This is a genomic window from Solirhodobacter sp. (genome assembly GCF_964715405.1).
Map to the genome: position 1 here is coordinate 59,817 of NZ_CBAICG010000011.1, position 18,894 is coordinate 78,710.

Consider the following 18,894-nt stretch of genomic DNA (forward strand, 5'->3'; position numbering starts at 1 on the left):
AAACCGGGCGCTGACGCCGCGAAATCGCACCACAGCCGGATCCATGTGCCGATGCTCGTCACGCTGACCTCGGACCTGCGAATGCTGCTCATCAATGTGGCGCTGCTGTCGCTGTTCCTGCTGATCGTGCCGGTCGTCGCCGTCCAGTTTCTGCACAGCCAGGTCATCATCCAGCCTTTCCCGGTGCCGACGGCGCTTGCCGCGCGGGGCCTGACGCCGGACGTGGCGGCGAACCGGCTGTGGGATGGGCTGCACGAGGAAGAGATTCGCGCGGGCACGTCGAAACAGGCGATAGCGGCGTTGCCGACCAACCAGCGGGTGGATTTCGCGATCCCGGATTCCGGGGTCTCGATCGACTCGCTGGTCTATTATGTGCGGCAGTTCTTTCACACTTACCAGACCCGGATCAGCGGCGAGTTTCGCTGCGGCGATGCGGCCTGTTCGCCCGACGGGGTGAGCCTGCGCATCCGGGTGATGCGCGACAAGCTGGACATCATCCAGATGCCGCCGATCGGCACCGAAAGCGAGGCCGACTATTTCCGCGATGCGGCGGCGCGGGTGCTGGACCTGCTCGACCCCTTCACTGCCGCCGCCGCGCGGGCCGAGACCGATCCCGATGCCGCGCTGGCTGAAGCCGAGCGAATGGTGCGGATGCACCACCCCGATGCCGTCTGGGCGGCCAACCTGATCGGCAACATCAAGCTGCGCCAGGGGGATGCCGCCGGCGCCGTGGTCGCCTATCGCAACGCCTTGAGTCTGAAGCCGGATTTTGCGGTGGCGGCGACCAACCTTGGCGTTGCATTGGTGGCGGCGGGGCAGTTGGACGAGGCGGGCAAGGTGTTTGATGGACTTGCAGCAACCGATGGCGACGACAAGTTCCTGGCGCTGGGCCGGTCGAAACTGGCGCAGGCGCGGGGCGATGTGGCGGGCGCGGTCGCGCTGCTGATGCAGGCCGAGGCGCTCGACCCCGGCACAGCGAAATACTTCTTTCTGGCGGGCGAGGCGGAATTCCGCGCGGGGCAGATGGCCAAGGCGACCGACGACGCCCGGCAGGCGCTGGAGGTGGCGCCGGGGGACTATGGGTCCGTCGTGCTGATGAGCGCGATCGACGCGTCGCAAGGCAGCTTCGACAAGGCCGAGGCGGTGTTGGCGCGGGCCGTGGCGGCGGACCCGGGCGTGGCGGATTTTCAGGGCCAGCATGCTGAAATGCTGAACGTCTTGCACAGGTACCCCGAGGCGCTGGTGGCCGTCGATGCGGCGCTGAAACTGGTGCCAGGCAGCACGGCGTGGGAGGTGACGCGAGCCGATATCCTGCTGTCGCTGAACCGGGCGGAAGACGCGCGGGCGCAGGCGGCGGCGGTGGTCGCGGCCGAGGCGGGCAACGCCGAGGGCTGGCTGATCGACGGTGAGGCGCTGGCGGCACTGGGCCGGGCGGACGAAGCGCGTGCCGCCTACCGGACGGTGATGAAACTCGCCCCGGATGATGGTTACGGGGTGGCGGCGAAAGGGTATCTGGCGGTGCTCGACCAGACCGCCGCGGGGGCGCCGCCGGGTTGATGGGACGTTTGTGTTTCGGCGCTGTGTTTGACCCCACCATCGGCGCCCGGCCATGACCCCACCTATGTTCTGTCAACGTATTGATATTTCCGCAAACTCCCCGGCCCTCCAAGTGTCAGCGTTCAGCGCCGAAAGGGGTCAACCTTGGACGCTTGTTCACAGGTCGACAACAAACAGCCGAACGAACGGATCGCCAAGTTCGGTCCCGATCTGGGTATCCGGATGGCCATTGCGGCCCGTTTCCAGACAGCCGCAAGCGATGTCAAACCCTGGCCCTAGACTGAACCGGGTTCAGAGCCTTGTCGAGTCGGGAACACAGCAACGGCGGTTCCGAGCCGAACGCCTTCTCGTGCGTGGCCCCGCGGAGGAACGCGGTAGCCCGCCCCGTGCGGCAGGCTACCGCAGGGAGCGGCGTCCGATCACTTCAGATGGTGCACCTTCTGGAGCCCGTAGACCGGCGTCGGAATGCCCTCCTGGCGCGCCTTCAGTTGCAGGGCGAGGAATTGCGAGTAGTGGCGCGACTGGTGCAGGTTGCCGCCGTGGAACCACACCACCTCCTGCTGGGTGGGCTTCCACATGTTGCGTTCCTCGCCCTCCCACGGACCCGGGTCCTTGGTCGTGTCCGAGCCGAGACCCCAGCACTTGCCAACCTTGTCGGCGACCTCCTGGCCGATCAGGTCGGCCGCCCAGCCGTTCATCGAGCCGTAGCCGGTGGCGTAGACGATCAGGTCGGCAGGCAGCACCCTGCCGTCATCAAGCTTCACGCCCTCGGGCACGATCTCGGCGACCTGGCCGTGGACGAGCTTGATCTTGCCGTCGATGATCAGTTGCGAGGCACCGACGTCGATATAGTAGCCCGAGCCACGGCGCAGGTATTTCATGAAGAGCCCCGAGCCGTCGTCGCCCCAGTCGAGCTCGAACCCGGCCTTTTCCAGCCCGGCGTAGAAGTCCTTGTCGCGCTCGCGCATCTGCTCGTAAAGCGGGATCTGGAACGCGTGAAGGATGCGGTAGGGGATCGAGGCGAAGATCAGGTCCGCCTTCTCGGTGGTCATCCCGTCCCGCGCCGCCTGCTCGGAATAAAGCCCGCCGAGGCCGATATCCATCAGCGTCTCTGACCGCACGATATGGGTGGAACTGCGCTGCACCATGGTCACGTCGGCATCGTGTTCCCAGAGCGCCGCGCAGATGTCATGGGCCGAGTTGTTCGAGCCGATCACCACGCATTTCTTGCCCGTGTAGGCATCCGGGCCGGGGTGTTGCGAGGAATGGTGCTGGTCGCCCTTGAAACTCTCCATCCCCGGGAACTTCGGGATGTTCGGCTTGGCCGACATGCCGGTGGCGAGCACGAGTTGCTGCGGGCGCAGCACGACCTCCTTGCCGTCCCGATCCACGACGACGGTCCATTCCTTCTTCGCGTCGTCGTATTTCGCTGACTTGCAGGTGGTGCGCGTCCAGTAATTGAGCTCCATCACCCTGGTATAGAATTCCAGCCAGTCGCCGATCTTGTCCTTCGGCGCAAAGACCGGCCAGTTTTCCGGGAACTTGATGTAGGGCAGATGATCGTACCAGACCGGGTCGTGCAGGCAGAGCGACTTGTAGCGGCGGCGCCAGCTATCGCCCGGACGGTCGTTCTTCTCGACGATGATCGTGGGCACGCCAAGCTGGCGGAGCCGCGCGCCAAGCGCGATGGCGCCCTGACCCCCGCCGACGATCAGCACATAGGGCTGCCGGGTATAGCCGAGTTCCCGCGCCTCGGCCTCGCGCTCTTCCTTCCAGGACAGGCGGTTCTTGCCCGCGCCGTGCCTGGCGCCGAGCGGCCGGGCAAATCCCTTGGGCTCCTCGTGCCCTTTCAGTTCGACCATCGTCGTCAGCAGGGTCCAGATCTTTCCCTCCTTCAGGCGGATCAGACCGTAGCCGCGGGCCACCGCGGTCTCGAACTCGATCCAGGCCGTGGTGACGCCATCCGCCTCGGTCGGGATCTCGCCCTCGGCGACGCGCCAGCCGCTCGGCCCGGTTGCGGCAAGCTGGTGGGTCAGCATGTCGGCGATCTGGTCCCGGCCCTCGACCGTCTTGATGTTCCATGTGAAGGCGGCGAGGTCGCGCCAGTAGCCGTCGTCAAGGAACATGGCCGCGGCGCGGGCCACGTCACCGGTCTCCAGCGCCTTGCCGAACTCATCGAGAAACGTCTGCACCCGGTTGGGCACGGTTGCGTCGAGCATGGTCTCCTCCTTTTGGTCGTTCATCCTCCGCGGAAAGGCTGAAGCAGGAAAGGCGTGGCTGTCCACATGTTTCCGCACCCTGCCGGGCCGCGGCATGAGATTCCGGCCTGCACGTCGCGCGCAACGCGGTGCAACGGCGCGGCGCCGCTCGGCCTGCCAGAGGCGGGCAAGGCCGGCCATTGTGACGCGCCGCAGGACCGACGAGCGGTTGACGCCAAGGGGACGTCGCGCCTCAACAGCAGTTCTGCAACAACGCCCTGTGGATGTGAAGAACGGAAAGCAGCGGGTCGTGCCGCACGGTGCGCGGCCGTGTGTAGGGGCCAAGGAGCTGCGCGCGAACACCCTCGACGACCTTGTTTTCTGCGATCAGGCCCCCCTGAGTCGAGTCTGGAGCCCCTACCCCGAGTTCAACAGGTTCTGGACCTCGGCGCGCACCCGCTCCGGGATAAAAGATCCAAGGTATCATGACCTTAGGCACACCTTCGCGTCCTGGTGGGCGCAGTCCGGGAGTGTCTGATGGTGCTCTGGGTCATCCTCGGCCACTCCTCGATGGCGATGGTGGAACGCTACGCCGACCTCGGCACACCGGCCCTTCCCGGTGAAACCAGGACGACCGTCCCGCACAGCTCGCAACCCGTTGAAGCATAGCGTCAAACAGCAAGAAACAAAATCAATAGGTTGGATGGTACCGACACCCCGGCTTGAACGGGGGACCCCCAGATCCACAATCTGGTGCTCTAACCAACTGAGCTATGTCGGCACTCCGGGGCGATCTACCGCCGCGGGGGGGCGATTGCAAGGGGTGTCTGGTCAATGTCGGCCAGACCCGCTGTCAGAGCGAAATCTCCCAGGTCTGGTCGATCACCTCCTGCCCGAAAGCCCGTGTCGGTGCCGCTTCGACCATTCCGGAAGCCCTCGGTCGCGTAAAGCGCGCAGGCGGCACGGTGGCCCTCTTCGGACCCGTTAAGCTCGGCGTGCCGGGCGATCACCCAGCCCGCGTCGCCAAGTGCCAGATCGCGCAGTTCGATGCTGTCGCCGTCCATCACCCCTCTCCCTGCGGGCCGAATGGCAGGCGGCACGCGCCCGCCAAGCGCGACCCGCCCGCGCTGCGGCCCTTGCCAGCCTCGGGGATCGGCGGTAGCGAGGGCGAAACGGAGGGCGCCATGAGCATCGACAAGCAAAGCGAGATTGCCGCAAACCTGCAGATCGGGCCGACCACGCTCGGCATGGTGCGCATCTACGTCGAGGGCGAGGGCGTCGATCTGCCGCTCGACTTCGAACCGGAGGAGGCCGAAGAGATCGCCGAGGAACTGCTGGCGGCCGCCCGGATGGCGCGCGAGATGGGCAGCCCCAGGCCGCAGGGCGGGGCCAGGAAGCCGCGCCGGTAGGTTATTCGTCTTCCTCGCCGGGGCCGGGCTCTGGCCCGCCCAGCAGGCCGCGCGGCCGCGGGTCGCGCAGCGCCTGAAGCCGCAGCGCCGCGTGGCGCGCGAATTTCTGCACCATCACCTTGCGTCGGGCGGGCGGCAGTCTTGCCTCGGCCGCCATCCGCACGATCTCGGCGTCATAGGCGTCGGCGATGATCAGGCCGGTGTCGTCGGGCAAAAGCTCGGTGGGAAAGTCGGCGTCGACGGCCCAGAAGAAGCGGTCGCACCAGTCCAGATAGCCCTGCCACTTGCGGTCGCTGGTGAAATCAATGCGGCTCGACTTGCATTCAACGATCCAGACCTCGCCCCTCGGCCCCAGCGCCATCACATCGACACGCAGGCCCGGCGCAGGGACCAGTTCGACCACGCTGACGAAATCATGGCCCAGCAGGTGGCGGCAAACACCACGCGCAAGCAACTGACCGGGGGCATAATCGTCGAGCATGGCACAGATATGAACAAGACGTGAACAAAAGTCCAGTGGGCGCGCGATCAGCAGGGCCCTTGCCGTGGCGGCGAGGCAGGACTATCTTGGGCCTTGGCGGGCTTCTGCCCTTCCCGTGACGGGCCCTTTTCCAGTGGCCGATAAGCTTCTCCGAGGGAGCTGGCTCTGCCGAGATCGTGGTCTCGGTATCTGGCGCCCACCTGGTCATCCAGGCTCTCGGGAAATTCACGCCCGCACGGTTGCCGCGGTTCCCGCCACCACTTCCCCACACCGCCGATGCGGCGCGCAGACATGAAAAGGCCCGCCGCGAGCATCACGCCCGGGCGGACCGATGAAACCTGTCGCGGCGCTCAGCGCGGACGGCGGTCCATCGCGGGCTTCTCGCGCGCCGGAATGGCGACCGGCAGCCAAGCCTTGGCGACCCGCTGGCGGCGACCGCCGCGCGGGCCCTCGTCATCCTCGGCCAGCAGCATCACGGCAATCGCGAACTGGACGCCCGCGAACACGACCCCGTTCGAGACGAACAGCATCGCCGCCGCGACCCAGCCCATGTCGGTCTCCAGCACCAGATGGCGAAGCCCGGCCACATTCAGCCAGACAATCGTGACACAGAACGCTGCCGAGATGCCGAAGCCGATCAGGACGTGCAGAATGTACAGGCGAACCAGCTTTGGCATCAGGCGACTCCTCTTACACATTGTGACAACAGCATAACGGCTCGGGGGCAAAGTCAAACGGACTTTTCCGCAGGTCGGCGGATTTCCCGCGGCCAAGCGCCACAGCCGGATCAGAGTCCCTCCGGGTGCGCTTCATGCGCCATGTGGTCGAGCACGGCATTGACGAACTTGCCCTCTTTCCCGTCGGGAAAGAACGCCTTGGCGATGTCGACATATTCGGTGATCACCACCTTGGGCGGCGTGCCCGGCTGGATCAGTTCAGCGCCCGCCGCACGAAACAGCGCACGCAGCGTCGGGTCGATGCGGTCGATCGGCCATTTGGCGACCAGCGCGCGATCGGTCATCTGGTCGATGCGGGCCTGCCAGTTCACCGCGTCGCCCACCAGCTTGCGGAACAGTTCGACATTGCCCTCTGCCATCTCGTCCTCGTCGTAGACGGCACCGAACCGGTGCGTCTCGAACTCGCTGGCAACGGCCTCGGCCGTCTGGCCCGAGACTTCCATCTGGAACAGGGCCTGCACGGCGTAAAGGCGCGCGGCGGAACGCATCCGGCGCTTGTCGGGCTTCGCGGTCATGCGGTCCTGTGGTCCTCTGCGATGCGGACCGGCTCGCCCGCGGGCTTGAAGCCGATCCCCTTGGTCTGGGCCGCCCATTTGCGCGAAAGTGCGATCAGGTGCAAGGCCGCCGCAGCGGCACCGCCGCCCTTGTTCTGCTCGGCCGGGTCGGCGCGCACCACGGCCTGCTGGCGGTTTTCGACGGTCAGGATGCCGTTGCCAAGGCAGGCGCCCTGCAGGCCCAGCAGCATCAGCCCGTGCGAGCTGTCGTTGCAGACCGTGTCGTAATGCGTCGTCTCGCCCCGGATGATGCAGCCAAGCGCGACGTAGCCGTCAAAGTTCGCCTGCCGTTCGGCCAGCGCGATGGCGGGCGGCACTTCCAGCGCGCCCGGCACCTCGATCAGTTCATGCGTGGCGCCCGCCGCGTCGAGCGTGGCACGGGCCCCGGCGATCAGGTCGTCTGCGATGTCCTTGTAGTAGGGCGCGACCACGATCAGCACCTTCACCGGCTTGTCGAAAACCGGCAGCGGCAGGGTGGTATGCGTTTCGGTTCCGGCCATCACTCACTCCTTCGGAATCGGGCGGGTGCCCACGATGGACAGGCCATAGGCCTCCAGTCCGACCACCCTGGGTGTGCGCGAGTTGGTCAGAAGCGTCAGCTTGCTGATCCCGAGCGACGACAGGATCTGCGCGCCAACGCCGTATTGCCGCAGCGTCTGCGGCGACACGGCATCCTCGGTCACCAGCTTCATCTGGGTGTCGCGCAAAAGCACCAGCGCGCCCCGCCCCTCTTTCGCGATCAGCCGCATGGCCTGGCCGAATTCGGCCGCGCGGCCCGGCCCGCCAAGGCCGATCACGTCCAGAAGCGGGTCCAGCGTATGCATCCGCACCAGCACCGGCGCCTCGCCCGACAGGTCGCCTTTGATCAGCGCGATGTGCTCGGCGCCCTGGGTGTCGTCGGCATAGATGCGCATCGCCCATTCGCCGCCGAATTCCGAGTGGATGATCCGCTCCTTGGTCACCTTCACCAGGTTGTCATGGCGGCGGCGGTAGGCGATCAGATCGGAAATCGTGCCGATCTTCAGGTTGTGACGCTGCGCGAAGGCCACCAGGTCGGGCAGGCGAGACATCGTGCCGTCCTCGTTCATGATCTCGCAGATCACACCGGCGGGGTTCAGCCCGGCCAGCCGCGAGACGTCAACCGCCGCCTCGGTATGCCCGGCGCGCACCAGCACGCCACCCTCGCGGGCGCGCAGCGGGAAGACGTGACCCGGCGTCGCGATGTCGGCGGCGCCCTTGGTCGGGTCGATGGCGACCGAGACGGTGCGCGCGCGGTCATGCGCCGAGATGCCGGTGGTAACGCCTTCGCGCGCCTCGATCGACATGGTGAACGCGGTTTCGTGGCGCGAGGAGTTCTTCGGGCTCATCAGCGGCAGGCCCAGCGCGTCGACGCGCGCGCCCGGCAATGCCAGGCAGATCAGCCCACGGCCGTGCATCGCCATGAAATTGATCGCCGAGGGCGTGCACATCTGCGCCGGAATGACGAGATCACCCTCGTTCTCGCGATCCTCGTGGTCGACAAGGATGAACATCCGCCCGTTGCGGGCGTCCTCGATGATCTCCTCGATCGAGGAGATCGCATCGGAATATTCGGTCTTGCTGGTGTCGGTCATCGGTGGGCCCTCCGCATCGCCTGCACCTAGCGCAAGGCGGCGGCGAAGGCCAGAGCCGCTCAGGCTTGCGCCGCCCCGAAATAGCGCTCGGCCGTCAGGTAACCGGCCAGGCCGCCCGCCGCGCACCACTCGCGTTCCAGCGCCATGTCGCCCACCAGAATGACCCGGTCACCCGGCAGGCGGGCGGGAGAAAGCGCCGCGCGGATGGCCTGCCGCTGCAACGCCCAGGGCGCCAGGGCGGCGGGGGCGGGGTGGGCCGCATCCAGCGATGCGGTGGCGGCCAGATCGGCCGGTTCGAGCCGCGCGCTGGCCAGCCCAAGCCGCAGCGCATCGCGGATCGTTGCCAGCTTCGCGGCCCGGTCCTGCGGCAGCGCGGGCGCCGGCGCGAACACCCGCAGCGCATTCGACGAAAACAGGAAGGCCAGCACGTCATGCCCCGTCGCGGCGCGGACCGAGGCATAGGTGCGGTAGTCCAGCCCAAGCTCGGCCGCCCGCCGCACGCGGGTGCGCAGCACCTCCAGCGGCAGGTGTGGCAGCAGCTCGGCGCGGGCCCTGGTCCAGCAGTGCTTGCGCCAGGTGAAGCCCGGCTCCAGCGTCGGTCCGCCGTTGTGGCCCGGCCCCGCCAGCATCTGTCCGCCGGTCATCCGCCCCATTCGCGCAGCCGCGCGACATAGCGCGCCAGCGTATCGACTTCGAGGTTGATCAGATCGCCCAGCGCCACCTCGCCCCAGGTCGTGACCTTGCGGGTATGCGGGATCAGGTTCACGCCGAACTCTGCCCCCTGCACCTCGTTCACGGTCAGCGAAGTGCCGTTGAGCGCGATCGACCCCTTCGGCGCGATGAAGCCCGCCAGCGCCTCGGGCGCGCGAAAGGTCACCCGTGTGCTGTCGCCCTCGGTCCGCATCGCGATCACCTCGGCCACGCCATCGACATGGCCCGAAACGATGTGCCCGCCCAGCTCGTCACCCACCCGCAGCGCGCGTTCCAGGTTGATGCGGCGCCCAGGGCTCCAGCGGTTGCCGCCGATGTTGGTCTTCGACACCGTCTCGGCCGAGATGTCGACGTCGAACCAGCCCTGCGGCGCCGTTCCGGTATCGACGACCGTCAGGCAGACCCCGTCGCAGGCGATCGAGGCGCCGATGTCGATTCCCATCACGTCATACCGCGTTGCGATCCGGGCGCGAAGGTCGCCGCGCTGGTCCAGCGCCACGATACGGCCGATGTCGGTGATGATCCCGGTGAACATGCTGCGATCCCCCTGCCCGACCGGGGTAAACGCCCGGCGCGATCCTGACAAGAGCCGCCGGAAAGGGGAAATCTTCATCCCTTGCCGCGATCTTGTCGCAGGCTTGCCGCAGTGGCGCCGCACCGCATCGGGCATTGTGGGCAATCGGGATACAATCCATACCCGGACCGGGCCGCGCGCCCGGCGCACAGGGACAAGGCGAGAATGCATGACGGTTCGGGGGCGGGTCGCCGCTTCCTCTTTCTGCAAGGGCCGCACGGACCCTTCTTCCACCGCCTCGGCACGATGCTGCGCGCGGCCAAGGCAGAGGTCTGGCGCGTCGGCTTCAATCAGGGCGACCGCGCGTTCTGGTTCCGCGCCGGCGGCTACATCCCCTACACCGGCCGCCCCGAAGACTGGCCCGCGACCTTCCGCGCGCTGATCGCCGCGCACCGCATCACCGACATCGTGCTTTATGGCGACACCCGCCCGATCCACGCCCAGGCGGTGGAGATCGCACAGGCGGCGGGACTGACCGTCCATGTGTTCGAAGAGGGCTATCTGCGGCCGTTCTGGGTGACCTACGAACGCGGCGGGGTGAACGGCCACTCCCGGCTGATGGAGATGACGGTGCCGCAGATGCAGGTGGCGCTGGCGCAACTGGACATGGACCTGCCGGACGCGCCCGCGCGCTGGGGCGACATGCGCCACCATGTCTTTTACGGCGCGCTTTACCACTGGTTCGTGCTGACGCGGAACGCTGCCTATCGCAATTTCCGGCCACACCGCGACATCGGCGTGGCGGCCGAGTTCCGGCTTTACCTGCGCCGACTGCTGCTGATGCCGGTGCACAAGGTCGAACGCTTCCTCGAAACCCAGCGCATCAAGTTCGGCGGCTTTCCCTATCATCTCGTGCTGCTGCAACTGGAACATGATGCCAGCTTCCGGATGCACAGCCCGTTCACCACGATGCGCGAGTTCCTCGCGCTTTGCGTCGAGGGCTTCGCCAAGGGCGCGCCACCGCACCACCATCTGGTGTTCAAGGCGCATCCGCTCGAAGACGGTCGCGTGCCGTTGAAGGACGACCTGCGCCACCTTGCACAGATGCACGGCGTTGCCAGCCGGGTGCATTTCGTGCGCGGCGGCAAGCTGGCCGGGCTTTTGAACCATGCCCGCACCGTGGTCACCGTGAACTCCACCGCCGCGCAACAGGCGCTGTGGCGCGGGCTGCCGCTCAAGGTCTTCGGCAAGGCGGTCTACGCCAAGCCTGAGTTCGTCTCGACCCAGTCGCTGCCCGAGTTCTTCGCCCATCCGACGCGCCCCGACAGCCGCGCCTACCGCGACTACCGGCATTTCCTGCTCGAAACCTCGCAGGTGCCGGGCGGCTTCTACTCGGCGCGCGGACGGCGCGAATTGCTGCGGCAGGTGATCGACATGATCCTGGCGCCGGAAGACCCCTATGACGCCCTGCGCTCGGGAAACGCGGCCCCGCGGCAACAGTTGCGGCTCGTAAACTAGGGCGGTGTGATCTGTCTGGCTTTTTATCCCGCCTTTCTGTAGGTTTGCACAAAAAACTTGAGGCAGTTTCCCGAGAAGGAGCCCGAGCAGTGATCCCGATCCCGTTCAAGGGGGCCAAACGTCTGGCCCTTTTCGTCCTCGTTGCGGCGGTTGCCGCCTGCGGCGTGCCGCGAAGTGGTCCGAGCAAAGGCGAAATCTTCGCCGGCTCCGAGCTCAAGAAGGGTGACGCCTTTGTGGTTCAGGTGAACGACCGCGTGACCCGCGCCACCTCGGTGATGCCCGCGCTGGGGTTCACCTCGGCGTTCCTCAAGGCCGGGCTGGTTGGCCCCGACACCATCCAGTCGGGCGACAAGCTGACCGTGTCGGTCTATGAAAACGTGGCCAACCCGCTGTTGGGCCTGCCCGGGCAGAAGGCCACCGTGCTTGCCGATGTCGAGGTCGATGGCCAGGGCTTCATCTATGTGCCCTACGCGGGCCGCATCCACGCCGCGGGCGACTCGCCCGAGACGCTGCGCTCCGAGATCACCCGCAAGCTCGCGGCCCAGACCCCCGACCCGCAGGTTTCGATCGGCCGCATTGCCGGCGACGGCTCCGCGGTGACCGTCGAGGGCTCGGTGGCGGTGCAGGGGGTCTATCCGATCACCCAATCCACCCGCACCCTGTCGGCGATGATCGCCAAGGCCGGCGGCGTCGGGATCGCGGTCGATACCGCCGAGATCATCGTGACGCGCGGCAGGAAATCCGAAAACGTCTGGCTGAACGACCTTTACACCAACCCCGCGCTCGACATCGCGCTGCGCGGCGGCGACAAGATCTATGTCCAGCGCGACCTGCGCGCCTTCACAGTGCTGGGCGCAACCGGCACCCAGAGCCGCATCCAGTTCACCACCCAGACCTTGTCGGCGATCGAGGCGATCGCGCAGGTTGGCGGCCTGAACACCGGGCTCGCCGATCCCAAAGGGGTCTTCGTGTTCCGCAATGAACCCGCCCCGATCGCAAACTCGGTGCTGGGGCGCAGCGATCTGGTCGGCGACCAGCGGATGATCTATGTGCTCGACCTGACCGCGCCGAACGGCATGTTCAACGCGCGCGATTTCATGGTCCGCGATGGCGATACCGTGTTCGTGACCGAAGCGCCCTTCGTCCAGTGGCAGAAATCGCTGTCGGTGTTCACCGGCACCCTCAACAGTGCCCAGACCCTCAGCACCGCCGCCACGGGCAACAGCCTGGGCACGACGCTCTCGGGCAAATAGGCCGCATGGCCGACGACCGAAACACCGAAGCCGCCGGGGAGAAGTCTTCCCGGCGGCTTTTCTGTTACGCGGGCGGGTTGTTGCGCCCCGGCCGGGTCCGCCGCATCCTGACGCTGGCGGGCCTGCCGCCGTCGCTGGGGCTGCCGGGACCGGGCGATCTGGTCGGCGTCTGGGGGCGCAGCCCGCTGGCCGCGCGGGGCGAGGCGGTGGCGGCGCGGCGCAATGTTCCGCTGGTGCGGATCGAGGATGCCTTTCTGCGCTCGATCCGCCCCGGCCGCCTGGGCGAGCCGCCGTTGGGCCTGCTGATCGACCGGCGCGGCGTGCATTTCGACGCCTCGGTGCCAAGCGATCTGGAAACGCTGCTGACAAAGCATCCGCTGGATGATGGCGCGCTGCTGGCGCGCGCGCGTGACGGCATCGGGCGGCTGATCGCGGCCGACCTGTCGAAATACAACAGCCACGATCCCGCCCTGCCGCCGCCCCCGCCCGGTTATGTGCTGGTGATCGACCAGACCCGCGGCGACGCCTCGATCCGCCACGGCGGCGCCACGGCCAACACCTTCCGCGAGATGCTGGTCTTCGCGCAGGAGGAACACCCCGGCGCCCGCATCGTGATCCGGGCGCATCCCGAAACCACCGCGGGCCTGCGCCCCGGCCACTACGGGCCGGAGCACGCGACCGACCGCATCAGCCTGCTGACCGCGCCCGTGTCGCCGTGGAAGCTGCTGGAAGGCGCCATCGCGGTTTACACCGTGTCGTCGCAACTGGGGTTCGAGGCGATCCTGGCGGGCCACCGCCCGCGCGTGTTCGGCCAGCCGTTCTATGCCGGATGGGGTCTGACGGCCGACGAAAACCCGGTGCCGCGCCGGGAACGCAAGCTGACCAAGGTGCAGCTTTTCGCCGCCGCGATGATCCTGGCGCCCACCTGGTACGACCCCTGCCGCGATCGGTTGTGCCGGTTCGAGGAGGCGGTGGACCAGTTGGAGGCCGAGGTGCGCGCCTTCCGCGAGGATCGCGCCGGGCACATCGCGGTCGGGATACGGCTGTGGAAACGGGCGCCGTTGCAGAAGGTGTTCGGCCGCGAAAGGCGGCTGCGGTTCATCAACGACCCGGCGCACGCCTTGGTCGCCGCCCGCGCCTCGGGCCGCGCGCTGCTGGTCTGGGCCGGAAAGGACGACCCGCGCCTGCACGCCGAAGTGCCGCTGTGGCGCGTGGAAGACGGCTTCCTGCGCTCGCGCGGGTTGGGTGCCGAACTGGTGCCGCCGCTGTCGCTGGTGACCGACGATCTGGGCATCTACTACGACCCCGGCCACGAAAGCCGGTTGGAGCGCTTGATCGCCGCGGGCCCGCCCCCCGGCGGGGTGCTGCGGGCCGAGCGGCTGGTGGCCCGGCTGATCCGCGACGGGATCACCAAATACAACCTTGGCGGCACGGCGCTGCCCGATCTGCCGCCGGGCCACCGCATCCTGGTGCCGGGTCAGGTGGAGGATGACGCCTCGATCCTGAAGGGCGCCGACGTGGTGGCGACCAACCTTGGTCTGCTGCGCCGGGTCCGGCTCGACAATCCCGAGGCGGTGGTGATCTACAAACCGCACCCGGATGTGGAGGCGGGGCTGCGCAAGGGCGCGGTGCCCGAGCAAGACCTGACGCTGCTGGCCGATGCCGTCGTGCGCCACGCCGACCCGGCCGCCTTGCTGGCCGAGGTCAACGAGGTCTGGACGATGACCTCGGCGCTGGGGTTCGAGGCGCTGTTGCGCGGCATCCCCGTCACCTGCCTCGGCGCGCCGTTCTATGCCGGGTGGGGCCTGACGCGCGACCTTGGCCGCGTGCCTGCCCGCCGCCACAAGCGCCCCGACCGGACCGCGCTGGCCCATGCCGCGCTGATCGCCTACCCGCGCTATCACGACCCGGTCAGCCGCCTGCCCTGCCCCGCCGAGGTGGTGGCCGACCGCTTGGCCAGCGGCGTGATCCCGCACCCCGGCGCGGTGAACCGGGCGCTGGCCAAGCTGCAGGGGCTGCTGGCCGGGTCGGCGCACCTCTGGCGTTAGCCGCCCCTTGCCCCGCGCCCCCGGCTTGGCCTAATTAGGCCGACCGACAAGAAGGACGCCCGCGATGCTTGATCTGACGTTTGACGCCCCGAAACCCAAGGTGATCCAGGGCGCGAAAGCCGACTGGGAACTGGTGATCGGCATGGAGATCCACGCTCAGGTCGCGTCCAACGCCAAGCTCTTTTCGGGCGCGTCCACGCAGTTCGGCGCGGAACCCAATTCCAACGTCGCCTTCGTCGATGCGGCGATGCCGGGGATGCTGCCGGTGATCAACGAATTCTGCGTGGAACAGGCGGTGCGCACCGGGCTGGGGCTGAAGGCGCGGATCAACCTGACCTCGGCTTTTGATCGCAAGAACTACTTCTACCCCGACCTTCCGCAGGGCTATCAGATCAGCCAGCTTTACCACCCCATCGTCGGCGAGGGTGAGGTTCTGGTGGAAATGGCCCCCGGCATCGCGCGTCTGGTGCGGATCGAACGCATCCATCTGGAGCAGGACGCGGGCAAGTCGATCCACGACATGGACCCGACGATGTCCTTCGTCGACCTCAACCGCACCGGCGTCGCGCTGATGGAGATCGTCAGCCGCCCCGACATCCGCGGACCGGAGGAGGCGGCGGCCTATGTCGCCAAGCTGCGCCAGATCCTGCGCTACCTCGGCACCTGCGATGGCAACATGCAGAACGGCAACCTGCGCGCCGACGTGAACGTGTCGGTGTGTCGCCCCGGTCAGTATGAGAAATATCAGGCGACGCAGGACTTTTCGCATCTGGGCACCCGCTGCGAGTTGAAGAACATGAACTCGATGCGCTTCATCCAGATGGCAATCGACTACGAGGCCCGCCGCCAGATCGCGATTCTGGAGGATGGCGGCACCGTGCATCAGGAAACCCGGCTTTACGACCCCGACCGCAACGAGACGCGCTCGATGCGCTCGAAGGAAGAGGCACACGACTATCGCTACTTCCCCTGCCCCGACCTGCTGCCGCTGGAGATCGAGCAGGCTTGGGTCGATCACATCAAGGCGACGATGCCGGAACTGCCCGACGCCAAGAAGGCGCGCTTCATGGCCGATTTCGGGCTGACCGATTATGACGCCAACGTGCTGACCGCCGATCTCGACTCGGGTTCGTTCTTTGAACAGGTGGCGCAGGGCCGGGATGGCAAGCAGGCCGCGAACTGGGTCATCAACGAGCTGTTCGGGCGGCTGAACAAGGAAGGCCGCAACGTCGCCGACAGCCCGGTGACAGTCGGACAGTTGGGCGGCGTGCTGGACCTGCTGGCCTCGGGCGAGATCAGCGGCAAGATGGCAAAAGACCTGTTCGAGATTCTGTGGACCGAGGGTGGCAACCCCGCCGAGATCGCGGCGGCGCGCGGCATGAAGCAGGTCACCGACACCGGCGCCATCGAGGCGGCGCTGGATGCGCTGATTGCCGCCAACCCCGATCAGGTGGCAAAGGCCCGCGTCAACGCCAAGCTGGCGGGCTGGTTCACCGGCCAGGTGCTGAAGGCGACCGGCGGCAAGGCCAACCCGGCCGTGGTGAATGCGATGGTGGCGCAGAAGCTGGGGCTCTGATTCCCGGCTGCGGTCTTCCGGCACCGCGCCGCATCCTCCGGCACGCCCCACCACCAGTTGGGCCATCACCTCTCGCGCACCCCTCATCTGGGCGGTGGCGGGTGGGGCGAATCCTGTCTTGGACTCGACAACCGGAAGCGGTTAACCTTTGACGCAAAGCAAGAAATTTCCAGCGGGGGTTTGAATGACGCGGTACGAGTACAAGGTGGTGCCAGCCCCCAAACGGGGCGAAAAGGCGCGTGGCGTGAAGGGCACCGAGGACCGCTTTGCCCTTGCCCTGACGACGCTGATGAACAGCCTTGGCCGCGATGGCTGGGAATATGTGCGCGCCGACACCCTGCCCTGCGAAGAGCGTCACGGTCTGGCCCAGCGCCTCTCGACCAGCTACCAGAACATGCTGGTGTTCCGCCGCGCGCTGGCGGCGCCCGCGGCGGTGGTGCCGCAGCCCGCCGAACCCGTCGCCGCCGACCTGCCGCCCAGCGATGCGCTGTCTGATGCGGTCGCCACCAAGCTTGCCAGCATTCACACGCTGGCGACCCCGCGCAAAAGCGTGCCGCGGCTGGTGTCGCCGTTCAGCGACCGTGGCGCCACGCCATCGGTAGGCCCGGCGACCGTGGCCCCGCGCGAAGAGAAGGCCACGCCGCCCGCCGAGTAACGCCTCAGCCCGCCGCGTCCAGCGTCAGCGCGTGGATGCGCCCCACCACCTCGGGGCCCAAAGCCGCGTGCACCGCGCGATGCCGCTCGATCCGGCTCATCGGGCCCAGCGCCTTGGCGCGGATGGTGACCCGAAAATGGCTCTCGCCGGTGCCATCATCCCCGGCGTGTCCGGCGTGGCGGCTGCTCTCATTCTCCACCGTCAGCGCCTCGGGGGCGAAGGCCGCCGTCAGTCGGCGTTCGATTTCCGCGCTCATGCTCATTTTATCTGGTCAGCCCCCTTCTACGTCACGCGAAAAACCCTAAACTCTTGCGTCCGAGTCGGAAAGGCACGCGCATGACCCAACGTCCCCCCTTCGAGTTCGACATCCGCGTCACGGCGGACAAGAAACGCCGGACCAAGACCCGGCGGGGCATGTCGGGCGCCTTCGAAACCTCGACTCGCGGCTGCGATCATCCCGGCTGCAAGGAGGCCGGGCAGTACCGCGCGCCGAAGTCGCCCGACCATCTGGATGAGTATCTGTGGTTCTGCCGCGACCATGTCCGTGAATACAACCTGAAGTGGAATTTCTTCACTGGCCAGACCGAGGAGGAGTTTCAGAAGAGCATCGACAGCGACCGCGTCTGGAACCGCGAGACCAAGCCGTTCGGCAAACGCGGCGAGGAAGACCGTGCTTGGTCGCGGCTGGGCGTCGAAGACCCGATGGAGATCCTCGGGCCGAATGCCACGCAAAATCCGGGCCGCGCGCAAAGCACCACCCGCAAGCTGCCGCCGACCGAGCGCAAGGCGCTGGAGATTCTCGACGCCCGCGACCACTGGACCAAGATGGAAATCCGCAAGCAGTACAAGGTGCTGGTGAAAGACCTGCACCCCGACATGAACGGCGGCAACCGCGCCGACGAGGACCGGTTGCAAGAGGTGGTCTGGGCCTGGGACCAGATCAAGGAAAGCCGGTTCTTCAAGGACTGACGCGAACGGGCGACCACATGTCGCCCTTCCCCTTGCACCCCCCCGCGATATGTTCCATCACACTTTGGTTGAGTTGAGGAACGGGCGCGGAAGGCGTCCGGAAGGGAAACGAATATGGCCGACGGCATGATCGACGTGAACGCGAAACCGACCGAGGAAATCTCGGTCCGCGATGTCTTCGGCATCGACACCGACATGAAGGTCAAGGGCTTCCCGACCCGCACCGAACGGGTGCCGGCCGAGGACACGACCTACAAGTTCGACCCCGACACCACGCTCGCCATCCTTGCCGGGTTTGCCTACAACCGCCGCGTGATGATCCAGGGCTACCACGGCACCGGGAAATCGACCCACATCGAACAGGTCGCGAACCGGCTGAACTGGCCCTGTGTGCGCGTCAACCTTGACAGCCACATCAGCCGGATCGACCTGATCGGCAAGGACGCGATCAAGCTGGTCGACGGCCGTCAGGTGACGCAATTCCAGGAAGGCATCCTGCCCTGGGCGCTGCGCAACCCCACCGCGATCGTGTTCGACGAATACGACGCCGGCCGCGCCGACGTGATGTTCGTGATCCAGCGCGTGCTGGAGGCGGACGGCAAGCTGACCCTGCTGGACCAGAACGAGGTCATCACGCCGAACCCCTATTTCCGCCTGTTCGCCACCGCGAACACGGTGGGCCTGGGCGACACCACCGGCCTTTACCACGGCACCCAGCAGATCAACCAGGCGCAGCTTGACCGCTGGAACCTTGTCGCCACGCTGAACTACCTCAGCCACGATGCCGAGGTGGCGATCGTGCTGTCGAAGGCGCCGCATTACAACACCGACAAGGGCCGCAAGACCGTTGGCCAGATGGTGACGGTCGCCGACCTGACCCGCACCGCCTTCATGAACGGCGACCTCTCGACCGTGATGAGCCCGCGCACCGTGATGTTCTGGGCGCAAAACGCCGAGATCTTCCGCAACATCGGCTACGCCTTCCGGCTGACCTTCCTGAACAAGTGCGACGAACTGGAACGCCAGACCGTGGCCGAGTTCTACCAGCGCTGCTTCAACGAGGAACTGCCGGAAAGCGCGGCGAGCACGGCGATGCGGTGA

The 18,894-nt window shown here is 67.0% G+C and carries 22 protein-coding genes and 1 tRNA gene; 12 read left to right on the forward strand and 11 right to left on the reverse strand.

The features are described from left to right. The first annotated feature begins 51 nt into the window (after positions 1 to 51). The gene (locus AC11WY_RS07025) at positions 52 to 1,557 is read left to right on the forward strand and encodes a tetratricopeptide repeat protein (protein ID WP_482923901.1); all 1,506 of its coding nucleotides are present in this window, start codon (positions 52 to 54) and stop codon (positions 1,555 to 1,557) included. 144 nt (positions 1,558 to 1,701) lie between these two features. Beyond that, positions 1,702 to 1,836 (forward strand): DUF4389 domain-containing protein, encoded by a 135-nt coding sequence (locus tag AC11WY_RS07030; protein WP_482923903.1) that lies wholly within the window; start codon positions 1,702 to 1,704, stop codon positions 1,834 to 1,836. Positions 1,837 to 1,976: 140 nt separating this feature from the next. Here AC11WY_RS07030 and AC11WY_RS07035 read toward each other — a convergent pair whose 3' ends face one another. Further along, a complete protein-coding gene (locus AC11WY_RS07035) occupies positions 1,977 to 3,776 on the reverse strand; it encodes an NAD(P)-binding domain-containing protein (protein WP_482923905.1) in 1,800 nt (599 codons plus the stop codon). Positions 3,777 to 3,870: 94 nt separating this feature from the next. On the opposite strand from AC11WY_RS07035, the gene AC11WY_RS07040 reads away from it, so the two are divergent. Further along, on the forward strand, positions 3,871 to 4,293 hold the full coding sequence (locus AC11WY_RS07040) for a tyrosine-type recombinase/integrase (protein ID WP_482923995.1): 423 nt from the start codon (positions 3,871 to 3,873) through the stop codon (positions 4,291 to 4,293). Continuing rightward, a complete protein-coding gene (locus AC11WY_RS07045) occupies positions 4,293 to 4,424 on the forward strand; it encodes a hypothetical protein (protein WP_482923907.1) in 132 nt (43 codons plus the stop codon). Before AC11WY_RS07040 ends, AC11WY_RS07045 begins: the two co-directional genes overlap by 1 nt. A gap of 35 nt (positions 4,425 to 4,459) precedes the next feature. Here the strand turns inward: AC11WY_RS07045 and AC11WY_RS07050 are convergent. Together AC11WY_RS07050 and AC11WY_RS07055 are read right to left on the reverse strand one after the other, a co-directional pair. Then, positions 4,460 to 4,536 (reverse strand) — tRNA-His (locus AC11WY_RS07050). Positions 4,537 to 4,549: 13 nt separating this feature from the next. Next, complete coding sequence (locus tag AC11WY_RS07055) at positions 4,550 to 4,819, reverse strand: hypothetical protein (RefSeq protein WP_482923909.1); 270 nt, start codon at positions 4,817 to 4,819, stop codon at positions 4,550 to 4,552. A gap of 120 nt (positions 4,820 to 4,939) precedes the next feature. On the opposite strand from AC11WY_RS07055, the gene AC11WY_RS07060 reads away from it, so the two are divergent. Next, a complete protein-coding gene (locus AC11WY_RS07060; RefSeq protein ID WP_482923910.1) occupies positions 4,940 to 5,164 on the forward strand; it encodes a DUF6324 family protein in 225 nt (74 codons plus the stop codon). A 1-nt stretch (position 5,165) separates the two neighbouring features. Here the strand turns inward: AC11WY_RS07060 and AC11WY_RS07065 are convergent, their stop codons facing one another. The 7 genes from AC11WY_RS07065 to AC11WY_RS07095 all read right to left on the reverse strand — a co-directional run bounded on the left by AC11WY_RS07065 (position 5,166) and on the right by AC11WY_RS07095 (position 9,795). Beyond that, the gene (locus AC11WY_RS07065; RefSeq protein ID WP_482923912.1) at positions 5,166 to 5,645 is read right to left on the reverse strand and encodes an MmcB family DNA repair protein; all 480 of its coding nucleotides are present in this window, start codon (positions 5,643 to 5,645) and stop codon (positions 5,166 to 5,168) included. Between the two features lie 350 nt (positions 5,646 to 5,995). After that, positions 5,996 to 6,322, reverse strand: a complete 327-nt coding sequence (locus tag AC11WY_RS07070) for a hypothetical protein (RefSeq protein WP_482923914.1) — start codon at positions 6,320 to 6,322, stop codon at positions 5,996 to 5,998. 110 nt (positions 6,323 to 6,432) lie between these two features. Then, on the reverse strand, positions 6,433 to 6,897 hold the full coding sequence (nusB, locus tag AC11WY_RS07075) for a transcription antitermination factor NusB (RefSeq protein ID WP_482923915.1): 465 nt from the start codon (positions 6,895 to 6,897) through the stop codon (positions 6,433 to 6,435). Beyond that, positions 6,894 to 7,436, reverse strand: a complete 543-nt coding sequence (locus tag AC11WY_RS07080; protein WP_482923917.1) for a 6,7-dimethyl-8-ribityllumazine synthase — start codon at positions 7,434 to 7,436, stop codon at positions 6,894 to 6,896. The genes nusB and AC11WY_RS07080 overlap by 4 nt, the downstream gene beginning before the upstream one ends. Before the next feature lie 3 nt (positions 7,437 to 7,439). Further along, on the reverse strand, positions 7,440 to 8,549 hold the full coding sequence (ribB, locus tag AC11WY_RS07085; RefSeq protein WP_482923919.1) for a 3,4-dihydroxy-2-butanone-4-phosphate synthase: 1,110 nt from the start codon (positions 8,547 to 8,549) through the stop codon (positions 7,440 to 7,442). 59 nt (positions 8,550 to 8,608) lie between these two features. Then, a complete protein-coding gene (locus AC11WY_RS07090) occupies positions 8,609 to 9,193 on the reverse strand; it encodes a hypothetical protein (protein ID WP_482923921.1) in 585 nt (194 codons plus the stop codon). Beyond that, positions 9,190 to 9,795, reverse strand: coding sequence for a riboflavin synthase (locus tag AC11WY_RS07095; protein WP_482923923.1), 606 nt, complete (start codon positions 9,793 to 9,795; stop codon positions 9,190 to 9,192). Before AC11WY_RS07095 ends, AC11WY_RS07090 begins: the two co-directional genes overlap by 4 nt. 204 nt (positions 9,796 to 9,999) lie before the next feature. Here AC11WY_RS07095 and AC11WY_RS07100 point away from each other — a divergent pair, with 204 nt between their 5' ends. The 5 genes from AC11WY_RS07100 to AC11WY_RS07120 all read left to right on the forward strand — a co-directional run bounded on the left by AC11WY_RS07100 (position 10,000) and on the right by AC11WY_RS07120 (position 16,824). Continuing rightward, positions 10,000 to 11,292 carry a capsule biosynthesis protein gene (locus tag AC11WY_RS07100; protein WP_482923925.1) on the forward strand — a complete coding sequence of 431 codons (1,293 nt, stop codon included), beginning with the start codon at positions 10,000 to 10,002 and terminating at the stop codon, positions 11,290 to 11,292. Between the two features lie 89 nt (positions 11,293 to 11,381). Then, on the forward strand, positions 11,382 to 12,545 hold the full coding sequence (locus AC11WY_RS07105; RefSeq protein WP_482923926.1) for a polysaccharide biosynthesis/export family protein: 1,164 nt from the start codon (positions 11,382 to 11,384) through the stop codon (positions 12,543 to 12,545). A 5-nt stretch (positions 12,546 to 12,550) separates the two neighbouring features. After that, on the forward strand, positions 12,551 to 14,593 hold the full coding sequence (locus tag AC11WY_RS07110) for a capsular polysaccharide biosynthesis protein (protein ID WP_482923928.1): 2,043 nt from the start codon (positions 12,551 to 12,553) through the stop codon (positions 14,591 to 14,593). Positions 14,594 to 14,657: 64 nt separating this feature from the next. Then, positions 14,658 to 16,169 carry an Asp-tRNA(Asn)/Glu-tRNA(Gln) amidotransferase subunit GatB gene (gatB, locus tag AC11WY_RS07115; RefSeq protein WP_482923930.1) on the forward strand — a complete coding sequence of 504 codons (1,512 nt, stop codon included), beginning with the start codon at positions 14,658 to 14,660 and terminating at the stop codon, positions 16,167 to 16,169. A 184-nt stretch (positions 16,170 to 16,353) separates the two neighbouring features. Next, positions 16,354 to 16,824, forward strand: coding sequence for a DUF4177 domain-containing protein (locus tag AC11WY_RS07120; protein ID WP_482923932.1), 471 nt, complete (start codon positions 16,354 to 16,356; stop codon positions 16,822 to 16,824). Between the two features lie 4 nt (positions 16,825 to 16,828). Here AC11WY_RS07120 and AC11WY_RS07125 read toward each other — a convergent pair whose 3' ends face one another. Next, a complete protein-coding gene (locus tag AC11WY_RS07125) occupies positions 16,829 to 17,086 on the reverse strand; it encodes a BolA family protein (RefSeq protein ID WP_482923934.1) in 258 nt (85 codons plus the stop codon). A 74-nt stretch (positions 17,087 to 17,160) separates the two neighbouring features. Here AC11WY_RS07125 and AC11WY_RS07130 point away from each other — a divergent pair, with 74 nt between their 5' ends. Both AC11WY_RS07130 and cobS read left to right on the forward strand, forming a co-directional pair. After that, on the forward strand, positions 17,161 to 17,793 hold the full coding sequence (locus AC11WY_RS07130) for a J domain-containing protein (protein ID WP_482923936.1): 633 nt from the start codon (positions 17,161 to 17,163) through the stop codon (positions 17,791 to 17,793). A gap of 114 nt (positions 17,794 to 17,907) precedes the next feature. Next, positions 17,908 to 18,894: a cobaltochelatase subunit CobS gene (gene cobS, locus AC11WY_RS07135; RefSeq protein ID WP_482923938.1), complete on the forward strand. Its 987-nt coding sequence runs from the start codon at positions 17,908 to 17,910 to the stop codon at positions 18,892 to 18,894.

What these genes read in the sequence shown, in the direction of transcription:
- AC11WY_RS07100 (WP_482923925.1), top strand. Translation starts at nt 10,000, where the DNA reads ATGCATGACGGTTCGGGGGCGGGTCGCCGCTTCCTCTTTCTGCAAGGG.
- AC11WY_RS07060 (WP_482923910.1), top strand. Translation starts at nt 4,940, where the DNA reads ATGAGCATCGACAAGCAAAGCGAGATTGCCGCAAACCTGCAGATCGGG.
- AC11WY_RS07080 (WP_482923917.1), bottom strand. Translation starts at nt 7,436, where the DNA reads ATGGCCGGAACCGAAACGCATACCACCCTGCCGCTGCCGGTTTTCGAC.
- AC11WY_RS07070 (WP_482923914.1), bottom strand. Translation starts at nt 6,322, where the DNA reads ATGCCAAAGCTGGTTCGCCTGTACATTCTGCACGTCCTGATCGGCTTC.
- AC11WY_RS07110 (WP_482923928.1), top strand. Translation starts at nt 12,551, where the DNA reads ATGGCCGACGACCGAAACACCGAAGCCGCCGGGGAGAAGTCTTCCCGG.
- AC11WY_RS07035 (WP_482923905.1), bottom strand. Translation starts at nt 3,776, where the DNA reads ATGCTCGACGCAACCGTGCCCAACCGGGTGCAGACGTTTCTCGATGAG.
- AC11WY_RS07040 (WP_482923995.1), top strand. Translation starts at nt 3,871, where the DNA reads ATGAGATTCCGGCCTGCACGTCGCGCGCAACGCGGTGCAACGGCGCGG.
- gatB (WP_482923930.1), top strand. Translation starts at nt 14,658, where the DNA reads ATGCTTGATCTGACGTTTGACGCCCCGAAACCCAAGGTGATCCAGGGC.
- AC11WY_RS07095 (WP_482923923.1), bottom strand. Translation starts at nt 9,795, where the DNA reads ATGTTCACCGGGATCATCACCGACATCGGCCGTATCGTGGCGCTGGAC.
- AC11WY_RS07025 (WP_482923901.1), top strand. Translation starts at nt 52, where the DNA reads ATGCTCGTCACGCTGACCTCGGACCTGCGAATGCTGCTCATCAATGTG.
- AC11WY_RS07120 (WP_482923932.1), top strand. Translation starts at nt 16,354, where the DNA reads ATGACGCGGTACGAGTACAAGGTGGTGCCAGCCCCCAAACGGGGCGAA.
- AC11WY_RS07055 (WP_482923909.1), bottom strand. Translation starts at nt 4,819, where the DNA reads ATGGACGGCGACAGCATCGAACTGCGCGATCTGGCACTTGGCGACGCG.
- AC11WY_RS07125 (WP_482923934.1), bottom strand. Translation starts at nt 17,086, where the DNA reads ATGAGCATGAGCGCGGAAATCGAACGCCGACTGACGGCGGCCTTCGCC.
- AC11WY_RS07090 (WP_482923921.1), bottom strand. Translation starts at nt 9,193, where the DNA reads ATGACCGGCGGACAGATGCTGGCGGGGCCGGGCCACAACGGCGGACCG.
- ribB (WP_482923919.1), bottom strand. Translation starts at nt 8,549, where the DNA reads ATGACCGACACCAGCAAGACCGAATATTCCGATGCGATCTCCTCGATC.
- nusB (WP_482923915.1), bottom strand. Translation starts at nt 6,897, where the DNA reads ATGACCGCGAAGCCCGACAAGCGCCGGATGCGTTCCGCCGCGCGCCTT.
- AC11WY_RS07045 (WP_482923907.1), top strand. Translation starts at nt 4,293, where the DNA reads ATGGTGCTCTGGGTCATCCTCGGCCACTCCTCGATGGCGATGGTGGAA.
- cobS (WP_482923938.1), top strand. Translation starts at nt 17,908, where the DNA reads ATGGCCGACGGCATGATCGACGTGAACGCGAAACCGACCGAGGAAATC.
- AC11WY_RS07130 (WP_482923936.1), top strand. Translation starts at nt 17,161, where the DNA reads ATGACCCAACGTCCCCCCTTCGAGTTCGACATCCGCGTCACGGCGGAC.
- AC11WY_RS07065 (WP_482923912.1), bottom strand. Translation starts at nt 5,645, where the DNA reads ATGCTCGACGATTATGCCCCCGGTCAGTTGCTTGCGCGTGGTGTTTGC.